This is a genomic window from Xanthomonas axonopodis pv. maculifoliigardeniae, from assembly GCF_041519315.1.
Lineage (GTDB): Bacteria > Pseudomonadota > Gammaproteobacteria > Xanthomonadales > Xanthomonadaceae > Xanthomonas > Xanthomonas euvesicatoria.
In genome coordinates this window covers 3,737,207-3,753,098 of the sequence record NZ_CP167998.1, presented here as the reverse complement: position 1 = coordinate 3,753,098, position 15,892 = coordinate 3,737,207, and the positions used below count along the sequence as shown (strand labels likewise).

At 66.5% G+C, this 15,892-nt stretch carries 18 protein-coding genes and 1 other RNA gene; 2 read left to right on the top strand and 17 right to left on the bottom strand.

What is annotated here, in order from left to right; all coding sequences use genetic code 11:
- Window positions 1–24: 24 nt before the first annotated feature.
- From ACDH77_RS16045 to ACDH77_RS16005, 9 genes are all read right to left on the bottom strand, one after another.
- Entirely contained in the window at window positions 25–906 is an 882-nt protein-coding gene (locus ACDH77_RS16045) for a SirB1 family protein (RefSeq protein WP_014090972.1), read from the bottom strand.
- Between the two features lie 168 nt (window positions 907–1,074).
- Window positions 1,075–1,524, bottom strand: a complete 450-nt coding sequence (locus tag ACDH77_RS16040) for a DUF192 domain-containing protein (protein ID WP_031424199.1) — start codon at window positions 1,522–1,524, stop codon at window positions 1,075–1,077.
- A gap of 162 nt (window positions 1,525–1,686) precedes the next feature.
- Window positions 1,687–2,334, bottom strand: coding sequence for a ribose-5-phosphate isomerase RpiA (gene rpiA / locus ACDH77_RS16035; RefSeq protein ID WP_011348472.1), 648 nt, complete (start codon window positions 2,332–2,334; stop codon window positions 1,687–1,689).
- A 96-nt stretch (window positions 2,335–2,430) separates the two neighbouring features.
- On the bottom strand, window positions 2,431–2,907 hold the full coding sequence (locus ACDH77_RS16030) for an EVE domain-containing protein (RefSeq protein ID WP_029820195.1): 477 nt from the start codon (window positions 2,905–2,907) through the stop codon (window positions 2,431–2,433).
- Complete coding sequence (locus tag ACDH77_RS16025; protein ID WP_031424196.1) at window positions 2,904–3,497, bottom strand: 5-formyltetrahydrofolate cyclo-ligase; 594 nt, start codon at window positions 3,495–3,497, stop codon at window positions 2,904–2,906. Before ACDH77_RS16025 ends, ACDH77_RS16030 begins: the two co-directional genes overlap by 4 nt.
- A gap of 284 nt (window positions 3,498–3,781) precedes the next feature.
- A complete protein-coding gene (locus ACDH77_RS16020; RefSeq protein ID WP_031424194.1) occupies window positions 3,782–4,561 on the bottom strand; it encodes an acyl-CoA thioesterase II in 780 nt (259 codons plus the stop codon).
- 170 nt (window positions 4,562–4,731) lie between these two features.
- A non-coding RNA gene (gene ssrS / locus ACDH77_RS16015) (6S RNA) lies at window positions 4,732–4,915 on the bottom strand.
- Between the two features lie 95 nt (window positions 4,916–5,010).
- Window positions 5,011–5,310, bottom strand: a complete 300-nt coding sequence (locus ACDH77_RS16010) for a cell division protein ZapA (protein ID WP_029820193.1) — start codon at window positions 5,308–5,310, stop codon at window positions 5,011–5,013.
- Window positions 5,307–5,528, bottom strand: coding sequence for a TIGR02449 family protein (locus ACDH77_RS16005; protein WP_003486122.1), 222 nt, complete (start codon window positions 5,526–5,528; stop codon window positions 5,307–5,309). The genes ACDH77_RS16010 and ACDH77_RS16005 overlap by 4 nt, the downstream gene beginning before the upstream one ends.
- A 235-nt stretch (window positions 5,529–5,763) precedes the next feature.
- Between ACDH77_RS16005 and ACDH77_RS16000 the strand changes: the two genes are divergently transcribed.
- Together ACDH77_RS16000 and ACDH77_RS15995 are read left to right on the top strand one after the other, a co-directional pair.
- Window positions 5,764–6,306 carry a YecA family protein gene (locus ACDH77_RS16000; RefSeq protein WP_011348467.1) on the top strand — a complete coding sequence of 181 codons (543 nt, stop codon included), beginning with the start codon at window positions 5,764–5,766 and terminating at the stop codon, window positions 6,304–6,306.
- Between the two features lie 8 nt (window positions 6,307–6,314).
- A complete protein-coding gene (locus ACDH77_RS15995; protein ID WP_014090969.1) occupies window positions 6,315–7,643 on the top strand; it encodes an aminopeptidase P N-terminal domain-containing protein in 1,329 nt (442 codons plus the stop codon).
- A 162-nt stretch (window positions 7,644–7,805) separates the two neighbouring features.
- Here ACDH77_RS15995 and ACDH77_RS15990 read toward each other — a convergent pair whose 3' ends face one another.
- From ACDH77_RS15990 to rph, 8 genes are all read right to left on the bottom strand, one after another.
- Window positions 7,806–8,204: an XVIPCD domain-containing protein gene (locus tag ACDH77_RS15990; protein WP_008575817.1), complete on the bottom strand. Its 399-nt coding sequence runs from the start codon at window positions 8,202–8,204 to the stop codon at window positions 7,806–7,808.
- 113 nt (window positions 8,205–8,317) lie between these two features.
- The gene (gene pepQ, locus ACDH77_RS15985; protein ID WP_031424190.1) at window positions 8,318–9,643 is read right to left on the bottom strand and encodes a Xaa-Pro dipeptidase; all 1,326 of its coding nucleotides are present in this window, start codon (window positions 9,641–9,643) and stop codon (window positions 8,318–8,320) included.
- Between the two features lie 204 nt (window positions 9,644–9,847).
- On the bottom strand, window positions 9,848–10,195 hold the full coding sequence (locus ACDH77_RS15980) for a PilZ domain-containing protein (RefSeq protein ID WP_031424188.1): 348 nt from the start codon (window positions 10,193–10,195) through the stop codon (window positions 9,848–9,850).
- The gene (locus ACDH77_RS15975) at window positions 10,192–12,621 is read right to left on the bottom strand and encodes a DUF1631 domain-containing protein (protein WP_218488860.1); all 2,430 of its coding nucleotides are present in this window, start codon (window positions 12,619–12,621) and stop codon (window positions 10,192–10,194) included. Before ACDH77_RS15975 ends, ACDH77_RS15980 begins: the two co-directional genes overlap by 4 nt.
- A 291-nt stretch (window positions 12,622–12,912) precedes the next feature.
- The gene (gene hemW / locus ACDH77_RS15970) at window positions 12,913–14,070 is read right to left on the bottom strand and encodes a radical SAM family heme chaperone HemW (RefSeq protein ID WP_218488861.1); all 1,158 of its coding nucleotides are present in this window, start codon (window positions 14,068–14,070) and stop codon (window positions 12,913–12,915) included.
- Window positions 14,071–14,085: 15 nt separating this feature from the next.
- Window positions 14,086–14,685 carry an RdgB/HAM1 family non-canonical purine NTP pyrophosphatase gene (gene rdgB / locus ACDH77_RS15965; protein ID WP_218488862.1) on the bottom strand — a complete coding sequence of 200 codons (600 nt, stop codon included), beginning with the start codon at window positions 14,683–14,685 and terminating at the stop codon, window positions 14,086–14,088.
- Complete coding sequence (locus tag ACDH77_RS15960) at window positions 14,682–15,074, bottom strand: VOC family protein (protein ID WP_014090965.1); 393 nt, start codon at window positions 15,072–15,074, stop codon at window positions 14,682–14,684. Before ACDH77_RS15960 ends, rdgB begins: the two co-directional genes overlap by 4 nt.
- Window positions 15,071–15,796: a ribonuclease PH gene (rph, locus tag ACDH77_RS15955; protein WP_372353546.1), complete on the bottom strand. Its 726-nt coding sequence runs from the start codon at window positions 15,794–15,796 to the stop codon at window positions 15,071–15,073. The genes ACDH77_RS15960 and rph overlap by 4 nt, the downstream gene beginning before the upstream one ends.
- Window positions 15,797–15,892 lie beyond the last annotated feature (96 nt).

Here is a 15,892-nt window from a genome sequence, read left to right as displayed (position 1 = left end):
TAGCCAGCCGGCGCGTCTACCCGCTCAATGCGCCCGCGCGCGCTGGCTATTCAATTCCACCAGGTGTTCGTGCAGATGGGCCGCGTCCTGCGCGCCCGGGTTGAGCACCAGGTAGCGCGATAAATCGTGGCGTGCGCCGTTGCGGTGGCCCAGATGCAGATAGGCCATGCCGCGGTCGCGCAGGGCCTCGGGTTGGTCGGGCACCAGCTTCAGGATGCGGTCGGCGCTGCGGGCAGCGCGGTCCCAGTGCTCGGCATCGGCATAGACGCCGTGCAGGTTGCGCAGGATGCGGATCAAGATCGCGCGGTGCGGGGCGGGGTCGAGAATCTGCGCGAGCGCGCGGTCGTCGGGAATTTCGCCGCCCAGATGCGGGCGGGCACGTTCGCGCAGCTCATCCACGCCCAGCGGACGGCCGCCGTTGAACGGGTCCATCACCAGCACGCCGTCATCCACCGGCAGACGCACCAGGAAATGGCCGGGAAACGACACCCCCGCCAACGGGATGCCCAGCCGGCGCGCCACTTCGATCTGCACCATCGCCAGTGAAATCGGATTGCCCAGCCGGCGCTCGAACACCTGGTTGAGGTAGCTGTTACGCGGGTCGTAATACTCGTCGTGATTGCCCGAATAGCCCAGCTCGTCGAACAGGTAGCGATTGACCGCCGCCATCTTCAGCGGCCATAGATCGATTGCGTCCACTTCGCGGCGCAGATGCTCGACGTGGCTCTGCACCAGCGTGTCGTACAGCTCGGCATCCAGCTGCGGATACTCGTCGCGCGCGATCAGCAGCGCGGTGGACATCAACGGCACCGCATCGTCGTCCAGGCTGGCGAGCGCGGTCCAATGGGGAAGTGGGAGCATGTCGACCATGCTGCCAAGAGTGTCGGCAAGCGGCGCAGGGTTCAAGTCCGGTACTTCCTGACAGGGACGCGGGGCGCATGAACGCGTAACGCTGAAAGGCGGCCCTGCGTCCGACGGTCGCAAACGCCGTTCGGAAAGGTGACGCGCAGGTCTCACCCGTCGGCAGGCCCCATGCGCCTGGCTGGTATGGTCCCAGGACCTGCTTGCAGCCGCTTATTCGGGCGTCGGGATGTCCGGGCTGAAGCGCAGCGTTGCCCCATCCTTCAGGCCGAGCTTGGCGGCCTGGCCGGCATTCAGCTCCAGCACATAGCGCGCGGGCTGCCTGCTGGGATAGGGCGGACAGGCGTCGCCGGCCGAACACGGCGGCACATCGCGCTGCTGGGAGACCAGCCGGCGCTGTTCATCGAAATACAGGATATCCAGCGCGATCTTGGTGTTCTTCATCCAGTACGCCATCGGCTCCTGGCGGTCGTGGATGAACAGCATGCCGCGGTCTTGGTCCATGGCATCGCGAAACATCAGGCCCTTGGCGCGATCGGCATCGTTCTGCGCCAGTTCCACCTTGTAGCGCGTGCCTGCCAGTTCCACCCAGCTGTCGCCGCTGCTGGCGCAGCCGCCGAGCAGCATCAGAAGCGCAAGGATTAGAAGACCAGAACAACGCATGCGGCATACCGACTGGCGAGGATGCCGCACCATCTGCCAAGCGGCCGCGTGCGTCAAGCGGCTGCGGCGCGTCGTGCGGTTGCTGCAAGCGGGATATGTGCGACCCGCCATCGCTTCGCAATGCGGGCCGTCACTGCGCATGCGAAGGCCCGCACGCGATCTTCAGATCACCTGTGGTGGCTCGCCGCCCACGATCACCACATCGGCCGGGCGCCGCGCGAACAAACCCACGCAGACCACGCCGGGAATCTGATTCAAGCTGCGCTCCAGGCCCACCGGGTCGGTAATCTGCAGGTGATGCACGTCCAGCACCACGTTGCCGTTGTCGGTGACCACGCCATCGCGCCACACCGGCTGGCCGCCGGTGAGCGCCAGGATCTGGCGGGCGACCAAGCTGCGCGCCATCGGAATCACTTCCACCGGCAGCGGGAACTTGCCCAGCACCGGCACCTGCTTGCTGGGGTCGACGATGCAGATGAAGCGCTCGCTGGCCTCGGCAATGATCTTCTCGCGCGTCAGCGCTGCCCCGCCGCCCTTGATCAGACAACGGTTCGGGTCGCACTCGTCGGCGCCGTCCACGTACAGCGACAGATTGCCGGTGTGATTGAGGTCCAGCACCTCGACGCCATGCTGGCGCAGGCGCGCGGTGCTCTGTTCGGAGCTGGACACTGCGCCCTTGATGCGATGGCCGATGCGGCCCAGCGCGTCGATGAAGTAAGCCACCGTCGAGCCGGTGCCCACTCCGACGATCATGCCGTCTTCCACGTAATCGATCGCTTTTTCGGCGGCCAGGCGTTTTGCTTCGGACATGGGTAAGAGCTCGGGATTAGTGATTGGGGATTTGGGATTCGTAAAAGCCGGTCACGCGGGGTGGCAATGGGCGAATCCCAACTGCCGAATCCCCAATCACGGCGTTTCCATCGCCAGCAGCAACTTCCACTGCGCGGCGGTCACTGGCAGGATCGACAGGCGGTTACCGCGTGCGATCAGCGCAAAGCCTTCGCCCAGCGCATCGGCCTGTTGCTTGATTTCATCCAGCGAAATCGTGCGGGCGAGTTTGCGCTCGAACGCCACGTCCACCAGCATCCAGCGCGGGTCCTCGCGGGTGGATTTTGGGTCGTGGTAGTCGGAAGACGGGTCGAACTGGGTGTCGTCCGGATACGCCGCGCTCGCCACCTTGGCGATGCCGACGATGCCGGGCACCTTGCAGTTGGAATGGTAGAAAAACACGCCATCGCCCACCTGCATGCCATCGCGCATGAAGTTGCGCGCCTGGTAGTTACGCACGCCGTTCCAGGGCTCGGTGCCGACACGTTCCAGATCATCGATGGAGAACGTGTCCGGCTCGGACTTCATCAACCAGTAGCGCTTGCGGGCAGTCATTCGGAAACGGTGTCGTCTTTCAGGAAGGTGGCGCGTTCGGTGCAGATGGCGTCGACCGCCACATCCCATGCTTCGGAAGGCAGGGCGGGCACCTGCTGCGCAGCGAAGCCAGCACCGACCAGCCAGGGAGGCGGCGCCTGGCGATGCCGGAACGCGAAGCTGCGATCATACCAGCCGCCTCCCATTCCCAGCCGACGGCACGCCGCATCGAAGCCGGTCAGCGGCGTCACCACCAGTGCCATCTCCTCCGGTGCCAACGTGTCGGCGCGTGCCACATCCGGCTCCGGAATGCCGTAGCGATTGCTCACCAGCGGCTGGCCCGGCCGCCACGGCGCAAAGCGCAGCACGCGCCCGTCCAGCACCGGCAGGCAGTAGCGCACTCCCGCCGGCAAGGTCAGCTGCCAGCGGTGCAGCGCAATTTCGCCGTCCATCGCCCAATAGCCCGCCACGGCACCGCGGTGCGGTGCGAACGGCAAGGCCAATAGCCGCTCTGCCAGCGCGTCTGCCGCCACCAATCGCTGTGGTGCGGGCAGCGCGCGGCGTTGTGCGCGCAGTTGTCGGCGCAGGGAATCGCGTTCGTCGTCAGTCATCGGGCCGGCTTGGCGAGGCAGGGCGCTATTGTCGGCGCCGGCGCGCGCACTGACCAGGGCGTGTCCGCCATTCCCGAATATGTTGGATTGGGCCTGCGAGAACCAACCAGAAGGACCGCGCTTGTGTGCGGCCATTGCTGCGTCATCGCTCGGGCGTGGAAGGACGTCCATTTCCCCGCGCTTGCTTGCCGCAGGCACACGCAATTGCAGCGCAACCTGCCCAGAAATTGGTGATAGGCCATAGGCAATGGACGACACACCCTAGACGCGGCCGCCACTGGGGATCACGCGTAGAGTGCCACCGTCTGTCGGCCCCACAGCACCAGCCGCCCGGCCGTGTCCCAGATTTGCATGTCCTGCAGCGAGTAGCCGTCCTCGGCATGGCGGCTGACCGAGCGCAGCAGAAACCAATCGCCGGTGCTGGCCGGTTGCGGGAAGTCCAAGCTCCAAGTCATCGAACTGACTGGCGCCGGTTCGGTGAAGCAAGTCATCGCGGCCGGCGGCAGGCAGTCGCCCAGCGCGACAAGGGCCACGCTCGGGTCCACGCCGCTAGCGTCGCGATGGCGTGCCCAGACCAGCAATTCCGGGTCGGTCGCGGCGGACACCGGCAGCGCGCCGCCCGCCAGGCGCATGTCGAAGTTGACGACGAAGGCCGGAGTGACCACGCTGTCGGTGATCGGCTTCGCCTCATTGGGGCCGACCACTGCCGGCCGTGCCGACAGGAAGTTATGGACAATTCGGCTGGGCCGTGGCTGCGCGAACAGCAATGCCGCACGTAGGGCGACTTGGTTGTCGGCCAGGCAATCGACTGCGACCGAGGTGGCGGACTTGCCATGGCGCAACACCTGCGCAGCGAAGCGCAGGGTGCCGTCGGCGGGGCCAATGAACCCGATATGCGCGGACTTCAGCGGCGGCAACGCCGATGACGCTGTGCGCAGTGCGGTCTGCAGGGCGAGTGCTGCGGATAATCCGCCGAACGCGGTGCGGCCTTGTCGCCAGCTGCCGGGCATGTCAAATCCCGCAGCGGGGTCGAAGCTGTCGAGGATCTGGGCAAGCGTCGGCAATTCGGGATCTCCGTGGTGGGTGCACCAGTATCCCGTATTTCGAAGAACACCAGGCGCGTGGCGCCAGCCTTGCGCAGGCGACGACGGCATGCTGGGTGCGCCAAAGCATGGACGCGCAAGTCGTACACGCATAACAAAGAAACGACGCCCGAAGGCGCCGTTTCAGATTTGCATTCTCCGCCGTGACGATGCGGGCGAAACGACCTTGAACCCGGGGTTCAAGTGGGGACGTTGTGAGGCCATCGGGCTTCCCGCTACAAGGCGGACTTGCACACCCGGCTTCGTCGCGCCCCCGTGGTCGTAATTAAGGGACAAGGCGAATGTTTTGCACGCTGTCGTTTACAGCAGAGAACGCAGGTGAATTATAGACCTCTGTGCCGCGATGGCTAGCCCACTCGTCGGTCGGCGGGCTTGAGGATTCATATTTGCGATGGCAGTGCGAATTCCACTCAGCGCGGTGTGTCGGCAACGCTGTCGAGCCGGCGATTCAAGGTGTCCAGCGTCGTTGCCAATTCACGATCGTAGAGCGCCTGTTGTTCGCGCAGTTGCTGCAACTCGTGCGCCAAGTTGAGCGCAGCCAGCACTGCCACACGGTCCACTGCTGCCATGCGATTGCTGCCGCGGATCTCACGCATGCGTAGATCCAGCAGCCGCGCGGCGGCGGTGAGACTTTCGTGCTCGTCTGCCGTCACGCCCACCGTGTATTCACGATCCAGAATACGCACGCTGACCGGTTCGTTGTTGCTCACGTGTGCTGCTCCAATGACTTCAGGCGGGCGATCATCGCTTCCACCCGCGAGCGCGCCTGCTCGTTCTTGGTCAACAGTTGGGAGCGCTCGCCGATGAGCTGCTCCTGTTGGTGACGCAGGCTGCGGTTCTCGTCGGTGAGCCGTTGGGTACGCTCCACCAACGCCTCCACGCGGGCAGCGAGTGCGCGGATCTGGGCGAGGGCGGCAGCGTTGTCCATGCGCTCACGATAGGGGCGCGTGCGCGGGGTGGTCAAGCGCCCACGCTTGCCCCAATCCCTGGCGTCGGTCCAAGCCCTGCAAGGCCTGGCACCGATCCAGGCAGGCCGGCATTGCAGGAGGAGAACGCGCGCTGAAACGCGCAGGTCGCGGCTCACGCAGGCCGCCTTGGTACACTGGGAAGTCATATCGCCGGCCGTGCGCCGGCACCTTTCGCTCTTCAGCCTGGATGACCCGATGGATCTGCCCGACGTAACCGCTGTGCAACACGAAAGCCGTCAGCTCGCGCTGGCGTCCTCTGCGGCGGAGTTGCATGGTGGACTGTGCGGGTGGCTCTCCGGCGGCGGTGCCGACAGCGCCGACTGGCTGGCGCGCATTCTGGCCGACAGCGGTCAGGTGGCGCCCCAGCAGGGTGGGGCGCTGGATCAGCTGCGGCAGGCCACCGTGGCGCAACTGGAAGACCGCGATTTCGCCTTCGAGCTGCTGCTGGTCGAAGACGGCGCCCCGTTGCCGGCGCGCACCGATGCATTGTTCGACTGGTGCCGCGCCTTCCTGGGCGGCTTCGGCCTGGCTGCGCAGCAGCGTCCGGCACTGAGCGAAGAAGGCGAGGAAGCGCTGCAGGATCTGGCGCGTCTGGCGCAGGCCTCCAGCGAGGACTTCGACGCGGCCGACGAGGACGACACCGCATTGGCCGAGATCGAAGAATTCGTACGCGTGGCGGTGCTGTTGCTGCATGGCGACTGCGTGATGGGGCCGCGCTTTCGCCAGCGTCTGAACTGATTGCCGGCATGAAGAAGCTCACCGGGATTGGCGCGGCCGAGTACGCGCGCCGGCGCAAGCAGCTGATGCAGATGGCGGGCGAGCAGGCGATTTTGATCTTGCCGGCCGCGCCTGAGCGCGTGCGCAGCCACGACACGCATTACCCGTATCGACAGGATTCGGATTTCTGGTATCTGAGCGGGTTTCCGGAGCCCGAGGCGGTGCTGGTGCTGGTGCCCGGCCGCAAGCATGGCGAAGCGATTCTGTTCTGCCGCGAACGCGATGCCGAACGCGAAGCCTGGGATGGCCCGCGCGAGGGCCAGGAAGGTGCGGTGGAACGCTACGGCATGGACGATGCGTACCCCATCGACGATGTCGACGAGATCCTGCCCGGCCTGCTGGAAGGGCGTAGCCGCGTGTACTACCACTTCGGGCGCGATGTCGATTTCGATCTCAAATTGATCGGCTGGCTCAAGCGCGTGCGCGAGCAGGTGCGCCACGGGGCGCAGCCGCCACACGAATTCCTCGAGCTCGGGCATCTGTTGCACGAGCAGCGCCTGTTCAAATCACGCGACGAAATCGCGCTGATGCAGCAGGCTGCCGACATCAGCGTGCGCGCGCACCGTGCAGCGATGCGGATGGCGTGGCCGGGTGTGCACGAATACGAACTGCAGGCCGAGGTCGAGCGCGAATTCCGCGCTGCCGACGCATGGCCGGCATACGGCAGCATCGTCGGCACCGGCAGCAACGCCTGCGTGCTGCACTACCGTGCCAACAATGCGCGCAGCCGCGATGGCGAGCTGGTGCTGATCGATGCCGGTGCCGAATATCGTGGGTATGCGGCCGATATCACCCGCACCTTTCCGGTCAACGGCCGCTTCACGCCAGCGCAGCGTGCATTGCACGATCTGGTCGGTGCTGCGCAGGCGGCTGCGCTTGCACAGGCGCGCCCCGGCGTGGCGTACGAAGCCGGGCATCTGGCGGCGGTGGAAACCTTGACCGAAGGCCTGCTGCGCCTGGGCCTGCTCAAGGGAAAACTTGAGCGCAACATCGCCGATGGACACTACAAACGCTTTTATCGGCACAAGACCGGCCATTGGCTGGGCCTGGATGTGCACGATGTGGGCGACTACCGGCTGGCCGGCGATTCGCGGCTGCTCGAGCCCGGCATGGTGTTCACCATCGAACCGGGGCTCTACGTGTCGGCCGACGACACTTCGGTAGAGGCCAAGTGGCGCGGCATCGGCATTCGCACCGAAGACAATGTGCTGATCACTGCCGATGGCCACCGTGTGCTGACCGATGCGCTGGCGCGCAGTGCCGACGAGATCGAAGCGGAGATGGCCGGCGGCGCATGAGCGCCGGCGTGCACGACATTCATAAGGGCCGACACGCTGCAGCCGGCGTCATGGTGCAGGCGTTGCCGCAGCGCAATTGCCGCAGCAGTGCCATGGCGGACAACGGCTCCTGGCATCGGCCGCGCGCGCCCGGCGGCTGCGCAGGCGTGGGTTGGCTGGCGGTTATTGGCCCAGCTGCGGCGCCTGCGTGCGTTCGGGCTGTTGCACTGGCGCGCTCTGCCCGCCGAGCTGACGCGCGCGCTCGAACGATTGCTCTTCCGGCGTGCCCAGCGCCTGTTCGGTTTTCATGTGCGCGCGCAGATGCGCCGGGTTGGCCGGGTCGCCTTGCACCACGAATACGTTTTCGCCGCCGTGCACGCCGCGATCGTTCGCTTCGCTCATCAGCACATGATCCACGCGCACGAGCCCACCTTCCTTGGCCAGTGGCAGCAAGGCGGCGGTGAGGCGTGCGCTGGTCTGGTCGGGGACGCGGCCGTGCGCGGCGTCGATCGCATGCACGCCGCGTTCGATCTGTTGATACATCGGGTGGTCCGGGTGCGAACTCTGGCGTGGGTCGTTCATGGCGGTGTTCCGTAGGGTGGTGCCCAAACGTTGCCGGGCGTGATCGGGCGGTGGATGGCGCGGCTGAGCGCCCACTTCAGCGCAACCGTAGTGTCGTCAGTTGCGCCTGGTGCTCATGCGGAGGCAAAGACCGGGCGGGTCAGATTTTCCGCGCTGCCGTCGGTGCACACCACCTCATCTTCGATGCGAATGCCGCCGTAGGGCTTGAAGGCTTCCACGCGCTGCCAGTTGACGCTGGCGGCGTGGCCGTTCTTCTTCACTTCGTCCAGCAGCATGTCGATGAAGTACACGCCAGGTTCGATCGTCACCACCATGCCGGGTTCCAGCACGCGGGTCAGGCGCAGATACGGGTGGCCGGCCGGGCGTTCGATGCGGCCGCCGCGGTCGCTTGCGGCAAAACCGGCCACATCGTGCACTTGCAGGCCGATCAGATGGCCCAGGCCGTGCGGGAAGAACGCGGCGCTGACGCCGGTGGCCAAAGCCGCTTCCGGCGAGACGGTCAGCACGCCGAACTCCTTGAGGATGCCCATCAACGCCAGATGCGCCTCGATGTGCAACTGCTTGTAGTCCACGCCGGCGCGCACGTTCTGGCCCATGCGCAGCTGGGCGGCGTCCACCGCGTCGATCAGTGCCTGAAAGTCGCTGCCGGGGTCGGCGGCGTAGGTGCGGGTGATGTCGCTGGCGTAGCCGTATGCGGAGGCGCCGGCGTCGATCAGGAAGCTACGCAGCGGTTGCGGCGGCTGCTGGCCCAGTTCGGTGTAGTGCAGCACCGCGCCGTGTTCGTTGAGCGCGATGATGTTGCCGTACGGCAAGTCATTGGCGTCCTGGCCCACTGCCGCGCAATACGCCATGTGGATGCCGAATTCGCTTTGGCCGGCGCGGAACGCGGCTTCCGCAGCGCGATGGCCGCGCACCGCCAGTTGCTGTGCGATGCGCAGCAATGCCAGCTCGTAGGGTGTCTTGAACGCGCGCTGGTATTCCAGGGAATCGAGCACCGGCTGCGGGTTGTTCGGCACGTATGCACCGAGCGTGCTTTGCGGCTCGCCGAGGATCGCGCAGCGCTCAGCGTGCTTGGGCAGCAGCGCCAGCGCCTGCTCCGGGGTGCGGATGATGTGGATGTCGCAGTGGTCGACCCACCAGCCGCTGGGCGCGTCGGGCACCACATGCCAGTAGTCGAACGGCTGATAGAAGATCACCGTCGGGCGCTTGCCCGGCGTGTAGACCAGCCAGCTGTTGGGGACCCGTGTCAGCGGTACCCAGGCCTTGAACTGCGGGTTCACCGCGTAGGGGTAATCGCGGTCGTCGAACAGCTGGTAATGCGTGCTGCCGCTGGGAACCACCAGATGCTCGAAGCCGCCGCGTTGCAGCGCTTCGTCGGCGCGCGCGGTGAGAGTGCGCAGGTGGTCGGAGTACAGGCTGCTCAAGGAGGGTTGGGGCATGCGGGGCTCGATCGGCAATGCAAAGGCGATGCGCAGTTTGCCGCAATCCCTGCAACGGCGCTGTGTCTGATACGGCCGACAACCAGGGCGCAATCGTCCGTGGACGACCGCCGGCGCGAAGGAGCAACAGGCGACGTATGGGCCTGCAGCGGCAGGCAGCGGCAGCGCCCGCTTGGCCATTGCGTGGCCGTGTGTCGGCCGCGCTTACCCGGCCAGATGTTCTTCGGCGATCCAGGCGCGCAGGCGTTGCCGGTGCGGCTCGGACATGGTCAGGAAGCGGAAGCCCGCCCAGGCCTGCCCGGGTGCGTGTGCGGCTTCGGACCACAGCAGATGCACGCCGACATCGATCTCGGTCGCGCGGCCAACCCGTTCGGGCAGCGAAAAGCGCAACTGGTACAGGGCGTCGTCGTGCAGTGGCACCGAGGCCAACAACAGCATGCCGGTTTCGGACACATTGCCGACCCGGCCGATCTGCGCCTCGCTGAGCATGTCGACGACCGGCAGCAGGTCGGTCGGCTGGCGGCGCGGTGCGCGGCGGGTGTCCTGGATCATGGCTGGGCCTCGGCAACAGGCGACTGGCCGGCCAGGCTGCGCAGCGTGCGCACGGTGGCATGCCAGGCGCGATCGATCAGACGCGATTTCTCTTCCACCACCAAACGTGCCTGCCCACCGGCCATCAGCCGTGCCAGGCTGTCCAGCGAGTGCTCGCCAACCTTCTGCCCGCGCTGATTCACGAACAGCGCGTTGCCGGTCATCGGGCTGTACCAGGACAGGCGTTGCCGGCGCAGGTCGCCTTGCTGGTTGACCACGAATTCGAACCAGGTGCCGAACGGCAAGCTGCGCACCTGCAGGTAGCACTCCTCTTCGGCGGGCGTGCGCGGCGTAGCCGCCTGCTTGCGCGCAGCGTTGTCGCCCTGGTCGCCAAGCCGCGCGCGTGCCTTGAGCTTGGCGGCAAGCTCGGTGCGCGAGGTCACCTCGTCCTCGCCACCGGGCGTGGACAAGCGCCGTGCGATCGCCGCTGCTTCATCGTGGTGATACCCCACCTGCAGCAACGCGGTTTCCACGTCGGTGCCCAGCGCGATGTCGGTGGGTTGGCCCTTGCTGCGGCAGGTGACCTCGCCAATGCGTGCGGTCAGCGCCTGGCGCTCTTCCCATTCGGGCGACTGCTCGCCCTGCCGCAGCAAGGTCAGCGTGAGCACGTCCGACCAGGCCTGGCGCAGCAGCGATTGCACAAAGCGCGGCGGCGCGCTTTGTTCGCATAGCTGCTCGATGCGCGCTTGGGCCTGCTGCTTGGCAGATTCCAGCCGCTCCTTTCCGCGCGCAGCATCCACATGCCGCCGCTCGGCCACCTCGGCCTTGCGCGCGAGGGTGCGCAGATGCGTCTGGATGTCGTCGTTGGCCGCGGCGAAAACAGCCTCGTCGCCTTGATAGTCGTTGACGATCTTGTCGACCGCGCTGCCCAGCTTGTGCAGCAGTTGCGGGTCGGCATCGTCCTCGCCCAGCCACACGGCCCCGGACTCGGCGACGGTGTTGAGCAGTTCGCGCACCGGGTGCTGGTCGCGCACGAAAAAATGCGCGTCGGCCAACGCTGCGCGCACCACCGGCACCTGCAACTTGGCAAGCAGCGCCTGGGCGGGAGCTTGCTCGCGCACTTCGCGCTGCATTTGCGCATAGAGCAGGCCGAGCAGGTCGAAGGTGTCGTTGTCCTGCGGCGATAGCGCGGCATCGGGGCCGTGCTGACGGCGCAGCACTTTCAGCACCTGCCGCTGCACCGCATCGATGCCGGATGCATGTGGCGTTGCTGCCGCCTGCGTGGCCAGCACGCCTTGCAGGCTGGCCAAGGCATCGCCAAGCGCTGCCTTGGGCACCGCAGCGGCGGCACTGTGCTGCGATGCCTGGGCCACAGCGGCGAGCGAGGTGGGAGAGGGCGCCATGACCTCGTGATGGGCGGGCGCCCCCGCGCCTGCGTGGCTTGCGTGCACCGCTGCCTGCGACTGCCGTGCCGACGCCATCAAGCCGCCCAGCGCCTGGACTGCGTCGTTGAGCGCCGGCGACAGCGCCTGCGCAGGTGCGGCGATTGCCATGGCTGGTGGCGCGGCAGCGGGATCCAGCAAGGCGCTCTGCCACGCCGTCGGTGCGGCTTGGCCCGCCCAGCCGTTGGCCGGTCGCGGTGTGCGCGGGCCCGCACCGGGCGTGCTCATTGCGGCAGCGTCCTTCGACCCATGCGCCGCTGCCGGTGGCGCACGCCGCGACTGCACCTGCGTGGGTTTGACCAGATACGGGTGATAGATCAGCCCCGGCAGGATGCCTTCCTGGGCCAGCGCGCCGTTGGCACTTTCGAACAGGTCGCCCAGGCGGTCCATCACCTGGCGCTCGAACACCTTGTACAGCGTCAGCTGCCCATCCAGGTTCAGCCCCAGCGTCTGACCGCACTGGCGCACGATGCGGCACAGCGCGTAGGGACCCATCGGCAGTTCTTCCAGCTCGAATTCGGCCACCGCGCCGATCACCGCCAGGCGCTGCGCCAGCAGGTGCAGGGCATCGGCACGCCGCGACGTTTCGCGACGCGCGATGTCGCTTAATACGATGTCGCGGTCGATATCGGTGTCTTCGACCAGGGTCAGCATCTGTGTCTGCGCAGGCACATCGGTCAATGGTGTCGGCACCGGGCGCTCACGCAGGCTGGCCAGCGCGTGCGCCAGTTCCTGCAGGAATGCCTGCGGAAACCGGTCGATGTGGTCGCGCAGGCCGCGCATCTGTGCGTAGGTTTCGGCCTGGATCTGGCTATTGCGTGCATGCTCGGCCTGATGCAACAGCTCGCGCTCCAGCTCGACGACAGTCAGCCGCAGCGGCCCGCTCAATGCCTGCACGCACTGCGCGTGCAGCATGCCGAGCAGTCGCCGGCCGCGCGCGGACACCGGCGCATCGGCAATCGGGCCGCTAACTGCAGGTTGCATGGAAGACACGTGCATGGACATCCGGGGGAGGTGGGCTCGGTTCGAAGCGTGAGCTATGTAGCATGTTTTTTTGCTGACCGCGCGGCATCGGCGCGCGCCGGCGCATGCGGCCTGCGGTGTGCCAGCCGGTGGTCATGCGGGTATGCGGCAGCTCGGACGGCCGATCCATCGGTACTGCCAACGCGCCCAGGCCCGCTCACACCTCGCGCACGGGTCAGCCAGGCGTGATGGCGTACTGGACGCAGGCGATACATGCCGATGCCAGGCGCCCGGCCGCGCCGACCTGGCAGTGAACGCAGCTCTTCGCTGCGCTCAGACCAGGAACAGCTCGACCACGTCATTGGTAAAGCGCCTTCCCAACTCGGTCGGCACCATGCGCCCGTCTTGCCGCCTCATCCAGCCCTGCGCCACTGCGCGCGCCAGCGGCGCGTCGATGACGCAGGCCGCAAGGCCCGTCGCAGCCTCGAAGTTGCTGAGCCGGAAGCCCTCATGCAGGCGCAGCAGGTTGAGCATGTATTCGAACGGCAGCCGTTCGCCCGGCACGATTTCATCGCCGCCGATGGATGCGGCGGTGCCGGCACTGGCCAGATAACTTTGCGGATGCTTGTGTTTCCAGCGCCGCAACACGTGCTCTTGGGCACCGGAGCTGATCTTGCCGTGTGCGCCCGCGCCAATGCCCAGGTAGTCGCCGAAGCGCCAGTAATTGAGATTGTGCGCGCACTGTCGCCCGGGCTTGGCGTACGCGCTGACTTCGTATTGGGCGTAGCCGGCGTCGGCCAGCAGGCGTTGGCAGTGCTCCTGGATATCCCAGGCGGCATCGTCGTCGGGAATGCCCTTGGGCGGCCGCGCGAAGAACACCGTGTTCGGCTCCAGCGTGAGCTGGTAATGCGACAGGTGCGTCGGCTGCAGCGCGAAGGCGCGCTCCAGATCGTGCTCGGCCTGCATCAGCGTCTGCTCGGGCAGCGCGTACATCAGGTCGATATTGAAATTATCGTAGCCGGCGTCTTGCGCCAGTTTGATCGCGCGCTCGGCTTCGGCGCTGTCGTGAATGCGGCCAAGTCGCTGCAGTGCCAGGTCGTCGAAGGTCTGCACGCCGAAGCTCAGGCGGTTGACGCCCGCAGCGCGGTAGTGTTCGAAACGGCCGTGTTCTGCGGTACCGGGATTGGTTTCCAGGGTGATTTCGAGATTCGGGGCAAAACGCAGCCGCGCCGCCGCGGCCTGCAGGAAGCGGTCGATCGCCTGCGGCGGAAACAGGCTGGGCGTGCCGCCGCCGAAGAACACCGAATGCACCACGCGGCCCCACACCAGCGGTAGATCCGCATCCAGGTCGCGGATCAGCGCATCCACGTATTCTTCGAACGGCAGCACGCCCTTGGCCGCGTGCGAGTTGAAATCGCAGTACGGGCATTTGCGCACGCACCAGGGCAGGTGCACGTAGAGCGACAGCGGCGGCGGAATCAGCTGGGGCATTGCGCGAGGCGTGCCTTACAGCGCCATCGCATGCAGCTTGTGCTGCAGCGTAGCCAGGGCGACCGCACGATGGCTGAGACGGTTCTTCAACGCGGTGTCCATCTCCGCGGCGGTCAGGCCATACACCGGGTCCAGGAACACCGGGTTGTAGCCGAAGCCGCCAGCGCCGCGCGGTTCGGTGGTGATCACCCCTTCCCAACTGCCTTCGGCAATCAGCGGCTGCGGATCTTCCGGATGCCGCAGCAACACGATCACCGCATAAAACCGCGCGCTGCGGCGATCGGTCGGAACCTCGCGCATCGCATCGAGCAACTTGGCGTTGTTGGCCTGCGCATCGGTTGGGCTGCCGGCATAGCGCGCGCTGTACAGACCGGGCGCGCCATCCAATGCATCCACGATCAGCCCCGAGTCATCGGCCAGGGCCGGCAAACCGGTCACCGCGCTGGCATGGCGCGCCTTGATCAGCGCGTTCTCGACGAAGGTCAGGCCGGTTTCCGGGACATCTTCCACGCCCAGGTCGCCTTGCGCGACGATGCGCAGCGGCAGGCCGGCGAGCATGGCACGCAGTTCTTCCAGCTTGCCGACGTTGCCGCTGGCCAGGACCAGTTGTTTCATTGCTTGGGCTCCAGCAGATCCCACTTGGTACCGTACAGATCGCGAAACACCACGACCGTGCCGTACGGCTCTTCGCGCGGGGTTTCCAGAAATTCCACGCCGAACGCCTGCATGGCCGCGTGGTCGCGCCAGAAGTTATCGGTGTAGAGGAAATGATCCACCCGCCCACCGGTCTGGTCGCCGATGCGCGCGCGTTGCGTGGCGTTGGCAGGCTGCGCCAGCAGCAGGGCGGCATCGTCTGCACCGCCCGGGCCGATCACGACCCAGCGCTTGCCGTCATCGAGCGGGCGATCCTGCAGCACGTGGAAACCCAGCGCGCCGGCGTACCAGGCAATGGCCGCATCGTAATCGGCAACCAGCAAGGTGGTCAGGGCGATACGACGGCTCATCCGGCCAGCGCAGCGCGTTGCAGTGCGAACAACTCGCCCATGCCTTTCTCGGCCAGGGCAAGCAGCGCGTTGAGTTCGTCGCTACGGAACGCATGGCCTTCGGCCGTGCCCTGCAGCTCGATGAAACCGCCGCCGTCGTTCATCACCACATTCATGTCGGTATCGCAGTCGCTGTCTTCCGGGTAATCCAGATCCAGCACCGGTTCACCACGATAGATGCCGACTGACACCGCAGCCACCGCGCCGATCAGCGGGTGTTTCTTGATGTCGCCGCGCTTGATCAGCAGGTTCACCGCATCGGCCAACGCCACGTATGCGCCGGTGATGGCCGCGGTGCGGGTGCCGCCATCGGCCTGCAGCACGTCGCAGTCCAGGGTGATGGTGCGTTCGCCGAGTGCATTGCGATCCACGCAGGCGCGCAGTGCACGGCCGATCAGGCGCTGGATTTCCAGCGTGCGTCCGCCCTGCTTGCCGCGTGCAGCCTCGCGGTCGGAACGGGTGTGGGTAGAGCGCGGCAACATGCCGTATTCGGCGGTGACCCAGCCTTCGCCCTTGCCGCGCAGGAAGCCCGGCACGCGGTTTTCCACGCTGGCGGTGCACAGCACGCGGGTGTCGCCGAAGCTGACCAGCACCGAGCCTTCGGCATGGCGGGTGAAGGCGCGTTCGATGCGCACCGGGCGCAGCTGGTCGGCCGTGCGGCCGCTGGGACGGGAAAAGGTCATGCGATGAGTCCGGAAGTCGGGAGGTGGGTCTGGCGCCACTGCGCAGCGTGCAGGCAGCCGGCGAGGGCGGCTAGGGTACCATTCGCGCTTTGACGG